This window comes from Aliinostoc sp. HNIBRCY26, from assembly GCF_050235535.1.
In the GTDB taxonomy this organism is placed as follows: domain Bacteria; phylum Cyanobacteriota; class Cyanobacteriia; order Cyanobacteriales; family Nostocaceae; genus Trichormus.
Genome location: NZ_CP189852.1, coordinates 3,521,168 through 3,536,972, shown reverse-complemented (window position 1 = coordinate 3,536,972; position 15,805 = coordinate 3,521,168). Strand labels below are relative to the sequence as shown.

At 40.6% G+C, this 15,805-nt stretch carries 10 protein-coding genes; 3 read left to right on the top strand and 7 right to left on the bottom strand.

Going from position 1 to position 15,805, the window contains the following annotated elements; translation table 11 throughout:
* Positions 1 to 272: 272 nt before the first annotated feature.
* The 7 genes from ACQFX9_RS15140 to ACQFX9_RS15110 form a co-directional block, all read right to left on the bottom strand.
* Positions 273 to 689 (bottom strand): response regulator, encoded by a 417-nt coding sequence (locus tag ACQFX9_RS15140; RefSeq protein ID WP_427162749.1) that lies wholly within the window; start codon positions 687 to 689, stop codon positions 273 to 275.
* A 150-nt stretch (positions 690 to 839) separates the two neighbouring features.
* Positions 840 to 3,056, bottom strand: a complete 2,217-nt coding sequence (gene ppk1, locus ACQFX9_RS15135) for a polyphosphate kinase 1 (protein WP_427162748.1) — start codon at positions 3,054 to 3,056, stop codon at positions 840 to 842.
* Between the two features lie 140 nt (positions 3,057 to 3,196).
* Positions 3,197 to 6,217 (bottom strand): carboxypeptidase regulatory-like domain-containing protein, encoded by a 3,021-nt coding sequence (locus tag ACQFX9_RS15130; RefSeq protein WP_427162747.1) that lies wholly within the window; start codon positions 6,215 to 6,217, stop codon positions 3,197 to 3,199.
* 117 nt (positions 6,218 to 6,334) lie between these two features.
* Positions 6,335 to 7,264 carry a fimbrial biogenesis chaperone gene (locus ACQFX9_RS15125; protein WP_427162746.1) on the bottom strand — a complete coding sequence of 310 codons (930 nt, stop codon included), beginning with the start codon at positions 7,262 to 7,264 and terminating at the stop codon, positions 6,335 to 6,337.
* A gap of 42 nt (positions 7,265 to 7,306) precedes the next feature.
* Complete coding sequence (locus tag ACQFX9_RS15120; protein WP_427162745.1) at positions 7,307 to 7,852, bottom strand: hypothetical protein; 546 nt, start codon at positions 7,850 to 7,852, stop codon at positions 7,307 to 7,309.
* A 254-nt stretch (positions 7,853 to 8,106) separates the two neighbouring features.
* Positions 8,107 to 8,700, bottom strand: coding sequence for a hypothetical protein (locus ACQFX9_RS15115; RefSeq protein WP_427162744.1), 594 nt, complete (start codon positions 8,698 to 8,700; stop codon positions 8,107 to 8,109).
* A 144-nt stretch (positions 8,701 to 8,844) separates the two neighbouring features.
* Positions 8,845 to 11,562, bottom strand: a complete 2,718-nt coding sequence (locus ACQFX9_RS15110; RefSeq protein WP_427162743.1) for a pre-peptidase C-terminal domain-containing protein — start codon at positions 11,560 to 11,562, stop codon at positions 8,845 to 8,847.
* 774 nt (positions 11,563 to 12,336) lie between these two features.
* On the opposite strand from ACQFX9_RS15110, the gene ACQFX9_RS15105 reads away from it, so the two are divergent.
* The 3 genes from ACQFX9_RS15105 to ACQFX9_RS15095 all read left to right on the top strand — a co-directional run bounded on the left by ACQFX9_RS15105 (position 12,337) and on the right by ACQFX9_RS15095 (position 15,722).
* Complete coding sequence (locus ACQFX9_RS15105; protein ID WP_427162742.1) at positions 12,337 to 13,824, top strand: sensor histidine kinase; 1,488 nt, start codon at positions 12,337 to 12,339, stop codon at positions 13,822 to 13,824.
* A gap of 148 nt (positions 13,825 to 13,972) precedes the next feature.
* Entirely contained in the window at positions 13,973 to 14,452 is a 480-nt protein-coding gene (locus ACQFX9_RS15100; RefSeq protein ID WP_427162741.1) for a DUF2267 domain-containing protein, read from the top strand.
* Between the two features lie 466 nt (positions 14,453 to 14,918).
* Positions 14,919 to 15,722 carry a hypothetical protein gene (locus ACQFX9_RS15095; protein ID WP_427162739.1) on the top strand — a complete coding sequence of 268 codons (804 nt, stop codon included), beginning with the start codon at positions 14,919 to 14,921 and terminating at the stop codon, positions 15,720 to 15,722.
* Positions 15,723 to 15,805: the final 83 nt, after the last annotated feature.

Below are 15,805 nucleotides of genomic sequence, written 5' to 3'. Positions count from 1 at the left end.
GTTGACTAGTCACTCAGTGACAGTTAACTTCCATCAGCAAGGTAGTTAGCAGCCATCGCTTTACATCTTCAATTGACATATAGAATCAATCAAACTCAACTCCGTCTCATAAATTACGTGATCAATTTTGAGGCTGAAGCTACGAGTATTTGGCATTAATAGGGAATACACGCACAATATTTTTTTCAATGCAGTTAATTACGAACAGTTCTCAATTCTCAAATGACAAATTCTCTGATTAACGCCTAACTTCTAGTCTCTAGTTATTTTGTCTACTTAGAAATAGAACCATTCCCTGCACTTTGTCCTAATTGTCTAACTAAAGCGATTAATTCACTAGTTGGGACATCTTTCTTACAAACTTCATCAAAGTTCGGCATTGTTTTCTTGTCAGGTAGAAAGGCTTCTTCCACTGAAGAATAAGCCAATATCTGAGTATGGGGAGAGATAGCTTTAATCTCTCCCGACGCAATCCAACCGTCCATGACGGGCATCTGTAAATCTAGGACAATTACATCAGGGTGACAAGATTTCACCATTTCTACTGCTTCTTGGCCGTTACTAGCTGAACCAACCACTTGAATATTTTCCTGACCTGCAAAAGCTAATTGCAAAGTTAGGCGAGTAAGTTCGTGATCATCAACCACTAGAACGCGTAAGGTAGAAGACTCACAAGAGATCATTAACATTCCAGGGAAATCAAATACGATAATCCCTCCAGTTTATGGGAAGGAATACTAAAAGTTACTCTATCCTATGGTTGAATAGTTGGACTATAACCAAAGAAATCTCTCAAACTGCTGGAGAAAATTGAAGTTTTGATAAAGCAAGAACTTGATCTAATTATCTGTTACTGAAGCACTTTTTTTAGCATCCATTAAGTTTGTTGTGATGTTGGTAGAACGTAAGGACATATTCATCAGAGTTATTTGAGAATTGGCCTCTGGACAATCATTACCAGGGCGGCGTTGCACATAAGTGCCATCTCCTTGTAAATCCCAAGCTTGGCGATTATCTGCCAGCATAATTCCCAATATTTCTTGCAAATCTTTAGCAATATCCTGGTCGCGGATTGGCGTAATCACTTCCACACGGCGGTCTAGGTTACGACTCATCCAATCAGCACTGCCAATATAGATTTCTTCCTGTCCATTGTTGTAGAAATAGTACATTCGGGAGTGTTCCAAAAAGCGGCCAATGATGCTAATCACACGAATATTTTCACTCAGTTCAGGAAGTCCAGGACGTAAGCAACAAATTCCCCGAATGATTAAATCAATTTGCACGCCAGCGCGAGAAGCTTCATATAAATGAGTTATGATTTGTGGGTCAACAAGAGAGTTCATTTTAGCCACAATGCGACCAGTCAAACCATTCTGCACATTGGTGATTTCACGCCGAATCAATTCTAAAAAGCGATCGCGCATATTCACCGGCGCAACTAACAATTCCCGATAGGATTTTTGCCGGGAATATCCTGTTAAGAAATTAAATAAATCTGTAATATCCGCACCTAATTCTTCCCGACAACTAAACAAACCTAAATCTGTATATAGTCTGGCTGTTTTCGGGTTATAATTTCCGGTACCTATATGCACATAGCGGCGCATTCTATCTTTTTCTCGTCGCACTACCATAACAGTTTTGCAATGAGTTTTTAGACCCACCAAACCATAAACAACGTGTACTCCTACCCGTTCTAATCTTCTCGCCCAGTAAATATTATTTTCTTCATCAAACCGGGCTTTTAATTCCACTAAAACTGATACTTGTTTACCATTTTCCGCCGCCGCAATTAAAGCATTAACAATCGGCGAATCCCCAGATGTGCGGTACAAAGTCATTTTAATTGCTAATACATTGGGGTCGTGGGCTGCATGGGTGATAAAGCGTACCACCGTAGCGGAAAAAGATTGATAGGGATGGTGGACAAATAAATCTTTTTCGCGAATTACGGAAAAGAAGTCCTTACCTTCATCCAACTCTAAGACATCTGGGTCAAGACTGGGTTCGCGTAACCGTTGTAGACGCATAGGTACTACAGACTGGCGTGGTGGATCTTTGAGTTCTGGCAAGGGTAAAGCCATAAAATACATCAAATCACGTAGTCCCACCAGACCATCAACTTCATAGACATCATTTTCTGTGAGGTCTAAATCTTGTAGTAACCTGGTGCGGACTGGTTCAGGGGTTTGGGACTGAATTTCAATACGAACGGGATTACCACCAATGCGGCGTTTGCGGAGTTCTTGTTCAATAGCCAATAATAAATCATCAGCTTCGTCTTCTTCCAAAGTCAAATCCGCATCACGGGTAATGCGGAAGGGGTGGTACTCTTGGATATTCATCCCTGGAAATAGGGAATCTAGATTGTGTGCGATCGCCTGTTCTAAGGGTACACCAGTCCAGTGCGCTGGTTGTCCATTCTCTAGCTGAATTCCTAACTCTGGAGGTAGTGGTAAAAATCGCGGTAATACGCTAGGGACTTTTACCCTGGCGAAAAATTCTTCATCGGTGTCTGGGTTTTTGACAACGACAGCTAAATTTAAGCTGAGATTAGAAATGTAGGGAAAAGGATGGCTAGGGTCAACTGCCAAAGGAGTCAGCACCGGGAAAATTTGGTCTTCAAAATAACTATCTAAATAATTACGTTGTTTTTGATTGAGGTTAATGTAATCCAGGATATGAATCCCGTGATTTGCTAACAACGGACGAATACTTTGTTCAAAATGCTGATGCTGTTGAGTAACTTTAGGTATTAGGTGTAAGCGAATATCATCTAATTGCTGTTGTGGTGTGCGTCCATCAGGAGTTAGCTTACTAACCTTTGCTTCTACCTGTTGCTTTAAAGCCGCAACCCGCACCATAAAAAATTCATCTAAATTAGAGCTAAAAATGGCTAAAAACTTCAAACGTTCTAACAATGGTGTGCGAGGATCACAAGCTTCATGTAATACTCGATTGTTGAACTCTAACCAGCTTAACTCTCGGTTAATATAATATTGTGGTTCGGTTAAATTAATAGAAGAATTAGAGCTTTTTTTAGATTTAGGCATAGTAATAACAGGCTAGCCGAATGTAGCCCGTTGAATGGGATGACATTACACATAGTAATTGAAATTAGGCTATCAGTTAATAGTCAATAGTCAACAGTTATTATTGTCTTTCCAATGCCCTATGTCCTATGCCCCATGCCCTACTCAGCTATTTGTTTCACAGCTGCGGCAACTGGTAATTGTAGATTTTGGTCGTAGATGAAATCTTTGCTGATGGCTACTTCTAGTTGTGGTAGGGTTTCATTATTAGTGATATTCGCCTGTTCGGGAATGCGGATTGTATATTTACCAACAGGTAGACCATCTACACGGTAAAGACCGAATTGGTCAGTTGTGCCTGTCGTAACTCGTTTACCTTCAGCATCAACCACTTCTATTTCTACCTCTGACATTGGCTGACCTGAGACATCAGTAATTTTACCTGCAATGCCATACTCTAATCTGACGGGGAAGTCTAACTGAGTCACAGCCGCACCAGCTACTTCTGCTACTACAGAAGTCTTCTTCAGAGACAGTTCTACAGGTAGCTGTTCTGGATCAATTTCAACTATATAAACACCTTCTGACAAATTACCTACAAAAAAGTTACCTTGAGAATCTGTTTTGGCTCTACCGATATTTTGATTTCGGCTATTAAACACGCGAATGATAGAGCCACCTAAATCCAAGTTTTGCTTTCCACCATCTACCACAATTCGCCCTGCGATCGCACCACGCTCCTGACTAATAGAAATGTAGTTAGCAGGTGTTAACCTACCGCCCGCAAAAGATAAATCTGATACTAGCGAGATAGTCAGGCGTTCATCACCGATTCCACCAAAAAAGTTTCTAGTTCTAGAAGGTATACCTTGGTAATCAACCCTAGCAAATAAACCGGGTAATACTTGCATATTAGCACCTATAATTGGGCCAACATCTCCATCACTATAAGCTAGACCTAAACGCCAACTCAATGCTGATAAAGTACGAGCATTATGATTCAGAGTTACTGTGTAACGATTAGCCAAATCACCACCAAATTCTCCTCCTAGAGACAATAAGTTATTGCGGCTGAGATTATAACTGAAATCTGTTGTATATATATCTCCAAAAGTATTAAACGAAAGTCTACTGCTGGGATTTAATTGATATAAAGCATTAAATAAGTAGCGTCCTTGAACATCAGGTCTACCTCTAAAAGATAAACCAGAAAAAGGTCTAAGATAAAAAGTAGGAGAAATATATTCACTAGAATTTGTTTGGTCTTGGTAACTACGAGCGATCGCACCTAGATTAAAATCATTACTAAATTTATATTTCAATTCCAGACTGTGGTTAAATCGATCACGTGACTGGTCAGTATACAAATAACCGACAGGGAATAATTCAGAATTTCCAGTAATTTCTAACTGATTTAACTGGATACTTAAATCAGTTGTATAACCAACTCCACCACGAGAAGTACCAACGTTAGCTGCTAGAATTGCTGGTGGTGCTAAACGCCAAGCAAAACCAGCCTGTACCTGTGTTGTATCTGGTAATGTTTGTACTAAACCTTCTACAGTGAAATTATTAGAAAGACCTTGTCGCAATTGATAGAAAGCTGTAAATTTACCAGCGTCGGTATTATTGAAATCATCAAATAAAGAATTCTGAATTAAGTTACCAGTCAATCCAAAACCTGTCAATTGAACATTCCCGCCAGATGGTAAGAATAAATCTGAAACATTAAAACTCAATTGACGGATTTCTATGGGAACATTGGGATTATTCCGGTCAAATACTAAAAGTTCAATATCATTAGCTTGATTTGGGGGTAAATTTACATCCGTAAATTCATATTCTCCACTTAAGCCTACTTGTTGTTGAGCAACAATAACACTACTAACTCTCAATTGCACAAAACTAGCTGGCGGAACTGTACCCCGAAATGTTTGTAAAGGACGAGAACGTCTAGGCAAAAGCTCACTAGCACTGTAACTAGGATTAAACCTATCTTGGGGTAAATTGGTATAACCAAATTGCACACCTGTTAAATTAACACCATTGACTAAGGGATGCAAGCCAATTTGTTGTCTTCCTAACTGATAGAGAAATCTACCAGAACGTTTATAGAAAAAATATTCAGTCAGATTTGGCTGATTGACAAAATCATTCTCTAGGCGCGCACGCCAAGCACCACCATCTAAACGTCCCCCCAAAAGGGTAGAACTACGCCAACTGGTGCTTCCAGAATAGTCATTAAAAGATAATTCTTGCCTTAAATTCGATAAACCACTGCTGGGAGGTCTCACTTCTGGTTGTAGTTCAGCAGTTTGCTCTCTAGTGCCTGCATTTCTGCGCCAGGGAAAATTAACAACTAAAGATGAATCTGCTGAGTTTAACTCAATATTTGTAGCTAATTTTTCTTTCAAAAAAGTAGTATCAACATATGCAATGCCATTGATTGTCTTTATTTCATTATTTGCTAGACTAACTGTTCCTAGTGGTGTGTTTAATTGTGTTTTTTCACCAACTGCTTCAACAGTAAACCCCGCAATCTTCGCAAACTCAAGCAAAGGAATCAATAAAACATCATTCTCTTGGACTACATCTAGAGTGCCAACTTCTCGTTCATTAACAATTACTCCCAACAATAAACCTTTAGTTTGATTGACGGTATTTTCTGTTTCAGGAGAGTCAGTAATAATACCATTAATATCTACAGATTGTTGTGTAATTATATTAGTATTATTCTCATTCGACTCTGGCAAAATAACAGATGTTTCGTTTCTATTAACAACTCCTTTAACATCTATTTCTGAATATTTTTTAGAAGCCTCGCCTGTATCTGCTATATTATTTATCGCATTATCACTAGTTGATTCTGCAATATGTTGAGAAACCAGAGAGCTATTAATCTGGTCTTGATGAGAAACAATTTCTTTGTTTGATTCATTAGAACTTTGTACAGACAAATTATTGACTACCGAATTTACTTTTTTATCGCACAAAGGTAGTGAATCAAGAGGAGAAAATTCAGCCACTCCTATACTCTCAGGTGCAGAGGGTTGTGCAAGTGCTTCCACACTCACTTTTTGTTCCCCACTCACATCACTATGATCTAGAGAGGTTGGACAAGAAATATTTTCAGACTGTAGAACTGTATTTGTTGGGGGGGATGTTGGAGTTTGGTAGAACATAATTTATGCACACGCATTCCTACGAACAGCGCAACGAAGCTTTTGAGCTGCAATATTTTTTATAGAAACAGTAAGGTTCAACTACCTCTTAAATGGACACTTTGAAACATTTCAAAGCTATTTACGACGTAGAGAATTTCTCAGATTCGGCTGATTCGGCTTATTTTGGGCCTCTAAAACACCAGGCTCAGAAATCGTGAATGGGATACTTTTATTGACAGCTACACCACTCAAGTCGCCTTTGATATCCAAGACATACTTGCCAGGGGGTAAAGTTCTGCTAATTGGTAAGCGCAGTTGACGACGATTAGTAGGTAAGACGGGTGCAGATGGTAATAACCCTGCGTCTACCAAAGGGGCGGGGATTTTGGTATTGGGATTTCCTAAATTCGCTATGGGTTTTGTAGCTGCATTACCTGGATACTTATCAGCAGGCCAAATTGTATATTGACCATTTAATCTGACATAAGCATTACCTTGATTAGAAATATCAAAAACTGCACTGGGAGTTTTTTTCTTGGTGTCTACAGCGACGGAATTAACTACACCAGTTCTTTTCACATCTCCCACATAGCCATAGATGACAACACCAAATGTTGAAATCACATTCGTCTTAGTTTTTGTATCCACGAGCTGGTTGGCAGAAGGTATTTCTTGGAAATAAATAACAGCTCTGTGTTCACCTGGTTTTGGTTTGACTCTAGGACGAATAGAAAAGCGGACTGTTTGCGCTCCACGGGGAGGAATTGTAAATTGAGAAGGGTTAAAAATAATCCACTGATCTAAAGATTCTGCACCAGGGGTGACATCTTGCAACTGATTATTTTCAGACATCACCCAAGACCGGACAAACGCCTTAATTTGCAGAGGTTCGGAAGAAAGATTTAAAATCCGAATCGACTGGGTTCGTGTTTTGTTGTTATTTAGTTCTACTTCAAAGCGAGAGGGAGTAACACCAATATTCAAGGCTGTAGCAGGAGAGATTCCTAAAGCTAGTAAACTTGTTAAAGCCAAAGCTATAGCTGGAAATTTTCGCAACATCGACATAGAATTTCAATTTTTGTATTTTCTGAGAACCAAGGCAGAAAATTAGCGTTGTTTGACAGTCACAGTCAAATCACCAGTATATCCACCTGCTAACCGTGCGTTGGAAAGATCCATTTTTAACCGCACACCCCCCTCTACCAATGCTGTATTAGTATCGGGATCGCGGGAAATTTCAACAATTGGTAATGGTTCTAAAACAACCGCAACTGTGGAGCCAGAGTTATCCTCATAGCTAACTGTGTTGATGCGTCCATTCCCAGCCCTCAGTTCATAAGTTGCATAGAGAAGACCAACTTGCTCTATAGGAACGCGCATTTGCCAGATACCTGGTAATTCGCGGGTAATGACTGTATCAAAACTTGGTGGTGCAAATAGTTCATCTTCACTACCTACTGACTCACTAGTGCTATTAGGCGTGATTTCTGAGGAATTTAAGGGGGGAATGACTATTCTTTGCGGTGTAGATAATTGATAAATTTCGGTCGGTTCGATACTACCCTGAAAATATTGTGCCAGAGTGCGGGGTTGCGGCAATACCAGTAATGTTAGTATTGTACTTAAAAAACTCAAGATTTTTATCCGTGACATACCTTAGACATCACAGTTGTGTGTATGTTTGTTGGGATTTTGAAAGTTGAGTAAATTGCCACAACTTCCAAAATAAAATATCGGTAAAGCTTGCTATTTTTGGTAGCAAATGGGTGATAATAGAGGCTATGAAAAACCGAATTGGTTGTACATCAATAGCCTCGGTTTTGCTCAGTCAGGCAACGCTAAATCAGGGGTAAGGTAGATTCAGTAGTTGCAATAGTGAATACCTTCCCTGAAAGTAGCAATTTCAACTATGGAGCAGTGGCTGTGACTCGAATCACACCACCAGTGTAAGCACCAGCTTGAGAAATACCGTTCCCGCCCAGAATTAAGTCTAAATCAACACCACTGACAAAGGGGTTAACTAGACCAGGAACGTTAGCTGTTCCTTGGATAGGGGCAACACCGTTAATTGCGATTGTCGCACCACTAGCTCCATTAAGAGTATTAGTGATTACGCTGGTAGTTACTGCAACTCCGTTACCCCGTGGGCTATTAGACCACACGGCAAAGACAGCTGGTACTTGTTTGGTGACTTGGACATTACCGCCAGTTAAGAAGAATGGTGATGTGGTGTCAACACCATTTGTGCCGTCTGCTGTACCAGTCGCATCTGAACCAAAAAAGCCTGATCCACTTGCCGTGAGTGGAGCTGCGGTTAAATCGGCAGGAAGAAGAGAGATATCAATAGTTTGAACAGTCCGCAAATACAGCACTTCTGGTACTGTGACGTTAACGCCAACATCACTGGTACCGGACACTTGTGCGTGAGCAGGAGCGGACAACATGGTGCTACCCAAAGCAGCAGCACTAGCGGCAATAATAGCTACAAATTTGCTTCTCATAATCCAAATTTCTCCCTAATTGTCGTGTTTGTGTTTTGTGAAATGTCGTGAACAGAATGAAATTTACGCAAGTTGTGTGTGAGAAATTAACAGATATCAAATTGCCATATCACTGAAAACCTAGTGTTAAACATCACCTCCTGTTTACAAAACCCATAATTCTGTACCGCTAGTCCCGTTATTGGCGGTGAAGAATAGTCGTGTACCAACGACAATCAGCTGGTCAGGGTTAGCATTGCCTGTAGAGTTGATATTGCTAACTTTGCGTGTACCTGAAACTGTACCGTCACTAATCCACACCTCTCTGTTATTGTTGGCATCAGAAGCTGCAAAATAGAGAGTGCCATTAAAATTAACGAGACTACTGGGAATACTGTTGTTGGGGTCGCTACCAACCCAAATATCTTTCACGAGGACTGTATTGATATCAGTTCCATCGGTCTTCCATAGCTCTATACCTTCAGTATTGCTATAGGCATTAAAGTAAAGAGTGCTACCAAAAGCAAAGAGATTTGATGCACCAATGCCAATATTGGGTGCTTGGTTAAGGTCACTCTTGACTATGACTGTGCCATTGCTAGTACCATCACTCTTCCATAACTCTTGTTGAAAATCCCCATTGCTATCAGTAACAAAGTATAAGGTACTACCAACTGCTGCCAGATAAATGGGTGCAAATCCGTTGTTACCAGGTGTAACGTCTTTAACTAGACTGGCGACTCCAGATTGATACTTCCAAACTTCAAACCCGCTTGTACCATTGTTGGCGGTAAAATATAATGTACTGCCTATAGCAGTCAGACTATTGGAATTTGAACCCAATCCCCCAGTTCTGATGTCTATAACCTGAGTGCCATTAGCAGTGCCATCACTTACCCAAAGTTCTTTTCCATAGGTGGGGTCATAAGCTGTAAAGTAGAGCTGACCATTAACAGCAGTGAGATTGGCAGGGTTAGAGCTGTTGCTACCGGAGTATATATCTTTAACTAAGGTAGAAGTCGTGCCGTTGTATGACCAAAGTTCTCTACCATTAGTGCCATTATCAGCTGTAAAGAACAATTTGTTACTGACAACAGTCAAGCTATCGGGATTAGAACTAGCAGCACCGGAGTTAATATTACTAACTATTTGTGGTGTTGTAGTTCCGTCATATACCCACAGTTCCACGCCATTGACACCGTCATTGGCAGTAAAGTAAAGCTTGTTGTTAAAGACAGTCAGATTAGCTGGGTTAAAGCCACCAGCATTTATGGAGGTGATGCGGGTATTGGTAGTACCGTCACTCTTCCACAGTTGCTTGCCATTAGTGCCATCATCGGCAGTAAAGTACAAAGTATTACCCCAGGCGGTTAAATCACTAGGGTCAGAACTACCTGAGCCAGAGCGCACTTCCAACTGCTGAATAAATATATTTTGAGATAAATTTAGGGTGTAGAAACTATTAGCTAAACCAGAAGTGTAGACACGAATATGGTAAGTACCTACATCTAATTTTGTGTTAATAGTTTCATTTGAACTTCCACTTAGAGTAGATGAACTAATGACAGTGCCGGTACTGTTGAGTAGTTGGACATCTGCATTATCTATTAAGTTACTTAGGGACAGGGAGAAACTGCTCGTAACATTAACGCTGAAGCGATAGTAATCATCAGAGTCGATATTACCGACAAAGTCATTGAAGCTTTGAGAACCGCTAAGAGTGCCAATATCTTTAGCTGTTTGTCGAGTATTAGGGGCTTGGTCTGGTAATATTGTTGTGGCAGACGCGGTGAGGGTGTAGTTAGTTGCTGCACCTGTGCCTGGAGTAACTAAGAGGTAGTATGTACCTGCTGTCAAGCTGCGTCTAATAGAGTCTACGGCTGTTCCCGACTGATTAGAAGTTTGAATGCCGTTACCTGAACCATTAAGTAGTTGTAAATCTGCATTTGCTGTTGCGGGTGTCAGGCTAAAGTCAACTAAAGCCGTAGTTGCCAGATCAAAGCGATAATAATCTAAGTTATCGCCAGAATTCACAAAATCGGAGAAATTCGTGGGTGTGGCAGTTAAAGTATTAATGTCGCGAGCTGTTCCCAGTGTGTTCCCAGCTAAGTCGTCGGGGTCTGCTGTAAAGGAAAAGTCTAGATTATAGTTGCTAAAATTACCTGAACCACCAGGCAAGACCTGAATGTAGTATGTGCCAATAGCAAGACTTCTAACAATAGATTCCGGGGTTGTGCCTGACTGGGAAGAAGACTGTATGACTCCGCTAGCATTACGTAAATTTAAATCGAGGTTAGCCCCTAGTCCAGAGAGACCAATATTAACTGAGCCGGATTTTGTGAGTGTAAATTTGTAATAGTCATTGCTATCTTGTGTTGCACCAGATGCACCTGTGTTACCTATAAAATCTGTGGTGCTATAGCTGTTATTACTATTGAATGTGCCAATATCAAATGCAGTAGATACGCTATTGTCGGAGCGTCCACTTTCCTGAACTATATCGGCCGCAAGGGTGAGATTATAAGTTGTATTAGTACCACCACTACCCAAATAAACTTCAGCGTAATATGTACCTGCTGCTAAGTTAGAACGGAGGGATTCTGATGTGTTGCCTGATTGAGTAGAACTATAAAGAGTACCACCAGTACTATTTCTTAATCTTAGATCAGCATTACTAGTTAACCCATCTAAGTTTAAGCTAACAATACTGGAGCTACTAAGAGTAAATTTATAAAAATCAGATAAGTCAGGACTACCGAGGGAATCTTGGAATAAGCTGGGTGTACTGGTAGGAGAAGCACCTATATAAGTTGCAGTATCTAAGGCTGTAGTTGTTGAACTACCAGGATCAGGAAAGAAAGTTGTACCGTTGTAAGTTCCCATAATTGTTTTTTATATTTTTAGAAATTCAACATCTAAATAAATAAGCTGACTGAAAATTAATGATTTACGGTAGTGCAGCACAAATTTATTTCCGTCACTCCACCAAAGACTATTTTGCTTCTTCACAAAACAATGTTTGGTTTTGTGGAAGTGCAACTAAGTAAGAAGCAGATTTTCTAATTGTTGAGGGTAAGAGGTTGTGTGTGACTGGATAGATGCCAGATTTTCTAAATTTTTGATATCTATCAAGGAGAAAGATATGTGTATATGTTTAGGAGTTATTTGAAGATAGGTTCTTTTGCTAGGAGTGGGAACAAAATTCGTGCTATCTATGAAGTTGCCCTGATTATTCTTGTAACTATATTTCCGTTACAAATTTTAAAATATGGACTGTAGATAGGATTTTATTCTCTTGAATTTTGGTGTTTGATAGATAAGTTCCTTCCAGGTCAACTGCATATAGAATTTAACTTTTATGGTAAAAGTTTTGCTTCAGTAAAATCACTTAAAAATACCAGAGATAGTGACTAGAAAGTTAAGCATTGTTAAGCATGGGATTTTTGTATAAACGGAAACTGTGATATCTTGGCGTTTAGTTAATAACTATTACTTGATGATCACATTCGGAGTATGTGGTAAATACTGAGTTGGAAGTAGTGGAGTGTGGAGAATATTTCCAGGGGTTATGGCTTACGGTAAGTTATGTAGTGGAGTATTGCGATCGCCATACCAAGATATTCCCAAAAATAACACCTGCTGGTTGTAAATTTTCTCATGTTTCAAGCTACCCGTCGTCGTCTGGCTATTTGGTATACGGCTGTAACTGCTGTGTTGTTGCTGCTGTTTGCTAGTGGTGTGTATTTATATGTCCGCAATACTTTAATTGAGCGGATTGACGATACTTTAAATCATGTAGTGGAAATTGTAGAGCGATCGCTGGTCATTGAACGGTCTAACAATGAGCTTGAACCATTTCATATCAATGTAGAAGCTAGTTTTCGCAACAATGCAGAGACAGTAGAAGATGACCACATTGATTTAGAGTGGTTTAGTCCGACTGGGGAATTAATTTGGTCTACTTTTTCTGAGCCTCTCAATCTTCCCATCCATAGCGATCGCAATGGTGAAACAGTACGCATAATTAAACAAGAACAAACCGAAAACCCAGAAAACTCCCAGTCCCCCCTTCGGGGTTCGTCAGTCGCTCATGGGGGAAACCCCCAAGACCGCGCTGACTCACCAGTCCCCAGTCCCCACTCCCCCCTATTATTGCGTCAAGTTACCCAACGGGTGGAAATGGGACGACAGGTGTTGGGATATCTGCGTGTGAGTCATCCTTGGTTTGAGGTGACTAAACCCAGTCGCCAATTAATGTTTGATTTGGCGTTGGGTACGGGGTTGATGGTGGTGTCTGTAGCGGCTAGTGGTTGGTTTCTGTCTGGGAAGGCGATGGAACCTGTGGGAGAGTCTTACCAACGCCTTAAACAATTTACGGCTGATGCTTCCCATGAATTGCGAAGTCCCATTGCTTTGATTCAAACTAATGTGCAAGTAGCTTTAACTGATTTGGAGTTAACGGAAACTGAGGCTGGTGTGGCGAAAAATTATCGCCAGCAGTTAAAGGTGGTAGAAAGGTTAACTCAACGTTTGGGTAGGTTAGTTAATGATTTATTGTTCCTGGCGCGTCAAGACGGGGGGATGAGTAAAGATGATTTTACGACTTGTCCTGTGGATGCTTTGCTGATGGAAGTTGTAGAAGAACAACAACTTCTGGCTACAGAAAAGGCGATTAAGTTGAGTTTACATCTCATTGATCCGCCCATATCGGAAACTAGCCCAGAATTATTAGAAAATTGGTTCACCCTTTGGGGTAATTGGGATCAATTGGTGCGTTTATTTACAAATTTGATTGGTAATGCTTTGCAATATACTCCAGCAGGTGGAGAGGTGAGTGTAGAACTAGCCAGGATAGAGAGAATTCGCTACAGTAGCGTCCCTTGTTTGCAAATTCAGGTGAGTGATACTGGTGTGGGAATTCCGGCTGAGGCGTTACCCAAACTATTTGACCGATTTTATCGTGTTGATCCTGCACGCACCCACAAAACGCGGAGTTTAGCTACAGATAATGCTACAGGTTCAGGATTGGGATTAGCGATCGCACAAGCGATTGTGGAACATCACCACGGGCAAATTCAAGTAGAAAGCACTTTAGGTAAGGGTACTACTTTTATTGTAATTTTACCTGTCACTCTGGAGTCTTAATTGATTAATTAATATTTGTTTCCTGTGACAGATGAATTGTATGTTCTTGATTGATTAATTTAATTACTGACGGTTGCATAAACTCGGCTCATAACTAAATATTTTTTGCTGACAAAATGCAGCCATGAAGTAATTTTTGGAGTTTGCAATGTCAACTGCCATACAAGAAAGAGATATACCATTTTTAGAGAAAGTTAAAATCGCCAGTGGTCTATCAGATATCTATGATGCTAGGGATATCACAGAAGTAGTCTTTCGAGTAATGCGTGATTTGATGACGACAGAAGCGGCTGATCACGTTGAGGAAGAACTGCACAAACCGGCAGAAATTACTGATGATAAATCTCTGCAAATGGAAATTGCTGATTTATGGCATGATACTAATCCGCTTGTGAGATTTTTGAGTCGGGTACGTCCACCTTGGCAGGGGCCTGGTATTTTTAAAATTGATAGCGATCGCTTTCTTTTTCGAGTAGCGAATGAAGGCGGAATGCCTCCAAATGTAGATAGAGAACAAGTTGTTAAGGCTGTTTTTGCTGCTACTAAAGATGAATTGTCTCCAGAAAGAATAGAAGAAATTGCTAGTTGGCTACCAGACAGAGTTCGTCAACTTTGGCAGGAAGCTTAGTCAAGTTAGTGAAAGATAATTCCAGGGTAAGGACTTTAGTCCTTACTACAAACTACAGATAATAAAAGTTTTTTACATGAAGCGTATTGCTACATCTGATTTTTCGCGTTATGTAGAGAAGTTAACGCAAAACCTAACCCCCTAACCCAATACGGTTCAGTTAAGGTGGTGAGAGTTGATTTCTCAATTTTTGCTCTACCTGTTAGACAATGAGCAAGATTTGGGGGATTCTCCCCCAAGCCCCCGATTGGGGGACGGTTGCGTCCCCCAAACCCCCTCCAAAATCATTTTTTCGTTTTTTGTTGAGTGATCATTTGCTGGTTTTGTTGAAATTTATTTTTCTTATCTGAACCGTATTGCCCCCTAACCCCCTTCCCTACTAGGGAAGGGGGAAAAGTTAAGGTGTATGAAAATTTTGGTTTTGGATAAATCAAATTACCCAATTAAATGTTATTAGGAGTCACTTATGAATACACGTTCTCAAAAATTATTCGGTGCTATTTGTGGAGGTATGCTGATGAGCATATCGCTAGTTCCTCAAAGTGCATCAGCACAACAATCTATTCCCAAAGTAAATCCTTGTCCTAGCATTTTCTATGAAGAACCACATAACAATAGGGTTATAGTTCCTCAAGGTTGTCCTCCAAATGCGTTAACTCGCAGACTTGAGGCTCAAGGATTACTACCTCCAGTAACTTCCCCTACTACCCAATCATCATACCCACAAGGTGTAGGCGGAGAAGCACCACAAGCGCGTACCCCTGGTTTGAATCCTTGTCCTCGCATTTACTATGAAGAACCTTTCAACTCTAGAAATGTAGTCCCTCAAGGCTGTCCCCCCAACGCACTCACCCAACAATTGCAATCACAAGGGATCACCCCAGAACAAGCAGCTATCCCTCGTCCAGATGTGTCAGTCACTCAGCCACCCTTACCCAGCCAACAGCAGCAGCCCAGTGCTAGACTCGCTTTGGTGAATAATCAAGTTAACGTCAGGTTGATAAATGAAACTGGTGCGGAGGTAACTTATGAAGTCATTGGAGATACACCGCCGCGATCGCTCCAAGGTAAATCAGATGTTATGCTACAAGGTCTAAATGCACCTGTGACAGTCACACTCTACCGCAATGATGGCGGTTTGCTGCAAGTGACTCCACAACCCACCTCAACCCCAGGAATGCTGGAGGTAAGATTAGGCGCAACCACCAACTTTGGACAAGATAAAAACACAGTCAGAATTCAAGAAAATGGTTCTGTGTATTTGAATTAGTCAATGGTCAATAGTCAATAGTCAATAGTCATTAGTCATTAGTCATTAGTCATTAGTCATGGGTTCTCCGATAAACAATACCT

Excerpts from the sequence above, each read along its gene's own strand:
- ACQFX9_RS15095 (WP_427162739.1), top strand. The coding sequence starts at position 14,919 with ATGAATACACGTTCTCAAAAATTATTCGGTGCTATTTGTGGAGGTATG.
- ACQFX9_RS15110 (WP_427162743.1), bottom strand. The coding sequence starts at position 11,562 with ATGGGAACTTACAACGGTACAACTTTCTTTCCTGATCCTGGTAGTTCA.
- ACQFX9_RS15140 (WP_427162749.1), bottom strand. The coding sequence starts at position 689 with ATGTTAATGATCTCTTGTGAGTCTTCTACCTTACGCGTTCTAGTGGTT.
- ACQFX9_RS15120 (WP_427162745.1), bottom strand. The coding sequence starts at position 7,852 with ATGTCACGGATAAAAATCTTGAGTTTTTTAAGTACAATACTAACATTA.
- ACQFX9_RS15130 (WP_427162747.1), bottom strand. The coding sequence starts at position 6,217 with ATGTTCTACCAAACTCCAACATCCCCCCCAACAAATACAGTTCTACAG.
- ACQFX9_RS15105 (WP_427162742.1), top strand. The coding sequence starts at position 12,337 with ATGTTTCAAGCTACCCGTCGTCGTCTGGCTATTTGGTATACGGCTGTA.
- ppk1 (WP_427162748.1), bottom strand. The coding sequence starts at position 3,056 with ATGCCTAAATCTAAAAAAAGCTCTAATTCTTCTATTAATTTAACCGAA.
- ACQFX9_RS15115 (WP_427162744.1), bottom strand. The coding sequence starts at position 8,700 with ATGAGAAGCAAATTTGTAGCTATTATTGCCGCTAGTGCTGCTGCTTTG.
- ACQFX9_RS15100 (WP_427162741.1), top strand. The coding sequence starts at position 13,973 with ATGTCAACTGCCATACAAGAAAGAGATATACCATTTTTAGAGAAAGTT.
- ACQFX9_RS15125 (WP_427162746.1), bottom strand. The coding sequence starts at position 7,264 with ATGTCGATGTTGCGAAAATTTCCAGCTATAGCTTTGGCTTTAACAAGT.